This is a genomic window from Pseudomonas sp. (genome assembly GCF_026224925.1).
Taxonomy (GTDB): Bacteria; Pseudomonadota; Gammaproteobacteria; order Pseudomonadales; family Pseudomonadaceae; genus Aquipseudomonas.
On record NZ_JAMFRV010000121.1, the window covers coordinates 1 to 4,018 of the forward strand.

At 57.1% G+C, this 4,018-nt stretch carries 4 protein-coding genes; all 4 read left to right on the forward strand.

Annotated elements, in window-relative coordinates; genetic code table 11:
- Window positions 1-659, forward strand: a 659-nt coding sequence (locus M0974_RS05370; RefSeq protein ID WP_297833697.1) for a flavodoxin-dependent (E)-4-hydroxy-3-methylbut-2-enyl-diphosphate synthase, incomplete at its 5' end; no start/stop codon positions are given.
- 34 nt (window positions 660-693) lie between these two features.
- Entirely contained in the window at window positions 694-1,983 is a 1,290-nt protein-coding gene (gene hisS, locus M0974_RS05375) for a histidine--tRNA ligase (protein WP_297833699.1), read from the forward strand.
- A 40-nt stretch (window positions 1,984-2,023) separates the two neighbouring features.
- The gene (locus M0974_RS05380) at window positions 2,024-2,665 is read left to right on the forward strand and encodes a tetratricopeptide repeat protein (protein ID WP_297833701.1); all 642 of its coding nucleotides are present in this window, start codon (window positions 2,024-2,026) and stop codon (window positions 2,663-2,665) included.
- Window positions 2,658-3,812, forward strand: coding sequence for an outer membrane protein assembly factor BamB (bamB, locus tag M0974_RS05385; protein WP_297833703.1), 1,155 nt, complete (start codon window positions 2,658-2,660; stop codon window positions 3,810-3,812). Before M0974_RS05380 ends, bamB begins: the two co-directional genes overlap by 8 nt.
- Window positions 3,813-4,018: the final 206 nt, after the last annotated feature.

Sequence of the window (4,018 nt, forward strand, 5' to 3'; positions counted from 1 at the left end):
AGCCGACACCGGCGGCCTTGGTAGAATCCGCACTGCGCCACGTCGAGCACCTGGACCGTCTGGATTTCCAAGACTTCAAGGTCAGCGTCAAGGCCAGTGACGTGTTCATGGCGGTAGCCGCCTATCGACTGCTGTCTCAACAAATCAGCCAGCCATTGCACCTCGGTATTACCGAAGCCGGTGGTTTACGTTCAGGTACCGTGAAATCTGCGGTGGGCCTAGGTATGCTGCTCGCCGAAGGAATTGGCGATACTATCCGCATCTCGTTGGCCGCTGACCCGGTCGAAGAGGTGAAAGTCGGCTACGACATCCTCAAATCGTTGCATCTTCGTTCCCGTGGCATCAACTTCATCGCCTGCCCGAGCTGCTCGCGGCAGAACTTCGATGTGGTGAAGACCATGAATGAACTGGAGACGCGCCTTGAGGATTTGTTGGTGCCACTGGACGTCGCGGTGATCGGTTGTGTGGTCAACGGTCCGGGCGAAGCCAAAGAGGCCCATATCGGCCTTACCGGTGGTACGCCGAACCTGATCTACATCGATGGCAAGCCAGCGCAGAAACTGACCAATGACAATCTGGTGGATGAGCTTGAACGCTTGATTCGTCAGAGAGCGGCCGAGAAAGTCGAAGCCGACGCAGCGCTTATCGCGCGCGGCTAAAACGTGCGGCTAATTTAGTTTTTAAGGATTTTTTGTGAGCAAGTCTCTGCAAGCCATTCGCGGCATGAACGACATCCTGCCGGATCAGACGCCGCTGTGGCGCTATTTCGAAAGTACGGTTTCACGACTGCTGGATAACTACGGTTATCGTCAGATCCGTATGCCGATTGTCGAGTTCACCGAGCTGTTCAAGCGCTCTATTGGCGAAGTGACTGACATCGTCGAAAAAGAGATGTACACCTTCGAAGACCGCAACGGTGACTCCCTGACCCTTCGCCCTGAAGGCACCGCCGCCTGCGTACGCGCTGTGCTCGAGCACGGGATCACCGGTGGCGGTCAGGTTCAGAAATTGTGGTATATCGGCCCGATGTTCCGCCACGAACGTCCGCAAAAAGGCCGTTATCGTCAGTTTCACCAGATTGGTGTGGAAGTGTTCAACCTCGACGGTCCGGACATCGATGCCGAGTTGATCGTGCTGACCTGGCGCCTGTGGGGTTTGCTGGGCATTCGTAGCGCCGTCAAACTGGAGCTCAACAGCCTGGGCACCAGCGAAGCGCGTGGGCGTTATCGCGAAGCGCTGGTGGAGTTTTTGTCGTCGCGCTTGAGCGAGCTTGACGAAGACAGCCAGCGTCGATTGAAGACCAACCCTTTGCGCGTTCTTGATACCAAGAATCCCGAGACTCAAGCGGTCCTGGTTGATGCGCCGAAGTTGGCAGATTACCTGGACGACGAGTCGCGCATCCACTTCGACGGCCTCAAGGCCCGTCTGGACGCCGCTGGCATCCCGTTCGTGATCAATCCCAAATTGGTTCGCGGGCTTGATTACTACAGCAAGACCGTCTTTGAATGGGTCACTGACCAGCTGGGCGCCCAAGGCACCGTGTGTGCCGGTGGCCGTTATGACGGTCTGGTCGAACAAATGGGCGGCAAGCCTACCAGTGGTGTTGGTTTCGCCATGGGTATCGAGCGCCTGGTATTGCTGCTGGAAACCCTCGGGCAGATTCCAGAAGAAATCTCGCGTCAGGTCGACGTCTACTTGTGTGCCTTTGGCGAAGCCGCCGAATTGGCTGCACTGGCGCTGACCGAGCGTTTGCGGGACCAGTTGCCGAACCTGCGGTTGCAGGTTAATGCCGGCGCTGGGAGTTTCAAAAGCCAATTCAAAAAAGCCGACAAGAGCGGTGCGTTGTACACCCTGATACTCGGTGACGACGAGCTGGCCCAGCAAGTCGTCGGTGTCAAACCCCTGCGTGGCCAGGGCGAACAACAAAATATTGCTTGGGATGCTCTGTCAGAGCACCTGGCCTCCTGCGTTGTGCAGGGTTGAAGCTGATAAACAGCCGAATTTAGTAAAAAGGAGTATTGGGGTGTCGAGTACCGAAGATGATGAGCTGGCAGTGATGAAAGACTGGTGGCAGCGTAACGGCAAACCCTTGGTCACCGGCTGTCTGGTCGCGGCGATCCTGGTACTTGGCTGGCAGGGCTGGCACCGTTATCAAAACAGTCAGTCGCAAGGCGCATCAATGCTGTATCAAGCATTGTTGGAAACGGCCTTGACCCCGAATGGCCAGGCCGATACCGCGCGCGTTGCGGACATCGCTGGCAAGCTGAAAAGCGAATTCGGCGGCACGGCTTACGCGCAGTACGGCAGCCTGTTTGTCGCCAAAGTGGCGGTCGATACCGGCAAGCTGGACGACGCTGCAGCAGAACTCAAGGCTGTGGTCGACAAGCCTGTAAGCGACACGCTGGGTGAAGTTGCACGTCAGCGCCTGGCTCGCGTGCTGGCGGCACAGAACAAGGTTGATGACGCACTGAAGTTGCTCGATGGCGATGCTGGCAAGGCTTTCCTTGCCAGCCGCGAAGAACTCAAAGGTGACTTGCTGGTGCAGTTGGGCCGCACCGACGATGCTCACGCTGCTTACCTAAAAGCCAAATCCGCGCTGTCTGAAGAAGCGGCAGTGGGTGGCCTACAAATGAAGCTCGACGACTTGGCGAAAGGGGATGCGTGACGTGATGCGTTGGAAACATGCAGCATTGCTGGCCCTGGCCATTTTGGCCGCGGGTTGCAGCAGCAATGGTAAAAAAGAATTGCCGCCAGCCGAGCTGACTGACTTCAAAGAAGAAGTGGTTTTGCAGAAGATATGGAGTCGTTCGATCGGTGACGGTCAGGGCGATATCTATAACATACTGACCCCGGCCATCGACGGCGAGCATCTCTATGCCGCTGACGTGAAAGGCGTTGTCATGTCGCTGGACCGCAATACCGGTGATGTGGAGTGGAAGAAAGACCTGGAGTTACCAGTGTCCGGTGCCATTGGCTCAGGCTACGGCATGCTCATGCTCGGTACACTCAAAGGTGAAGTGGTTGTTCTGGACTCCGCTACCGGTGACGTGAAGTGGACTGCTCACGCTACCAGCGAGATTCTGTCAGCCCCAGCTACCAACGGTGATGTTGTGGTCGTCCAGACCCAGGATGACCGTGTGATTGGCTACGACGCCGCCACCGGTAACCAGCGCTGGATCTACGAAAGCACCCCTGCGGTACTGACATTGCGCGGTACTGGCGCCCCGATCGTGACCAACCACTTGGCGTTGGCGGGTCTGTCGACAGGTAAGGTTGTTGCGCTGGACACCAGCAATGGCGTGCCAATCTGGGAACAGCGTGTTGCGATTCCACAAGGTCGCTCCGAGCTTGACCGTGTGGTCGACATCGACGGCGGTCTGTTGCTGTCGGCTGACAAACTGTATGTCGCTACCTATCAGGGTCGCGTTGCTGCCCTGGACCTGGAAAGCGGTCGTATTCTTTGGCAACGTGATGCCTCTAGCTACTCGGGTGTTGCCCAAGGGTTTGGTAGCGTTTACGTGAGCCTGGCGACCGGCACCGTTCAAGGCATCGACGAACGTTCGACCACTGCTCTTTGGAGCAACGACTCGCTGGCTCGTCGCCAGTTGGGGGCGCCGGAAGTGTTCTCCAGCTACGTAGCCGTCGGCGATATGGAAGGCTATCTGCACCTGTTGAGCCAGGTCGATGGGCGTTTCGTTGGTCGTGAAAAAATCGATAGCGATGGCCTACGTGCCCGTCCATTGGTAGATGGCGACACGATTTATGTGTTTGGTAACAGCGGCAAGCTGGAAGCCCTGAAGATCAAGCAGTAACTGTTTATACGAGAGACCGCTGTCTATGCTTGACGCATAGGGCCTCTCGTAACCTTGCTCTGGCAAGGCTCGCGGCACTTTAAGTGCCGCTCCGAACACCGGCCGCTGCCCTGCAGCGGCCTTTGTATTTTCTGAAATAACGAAGTGGAGAGCCGCATGGTTCCCGTAATCGCCCTGGTGGGTCGACCGAACGTCGGCAAGTCCAC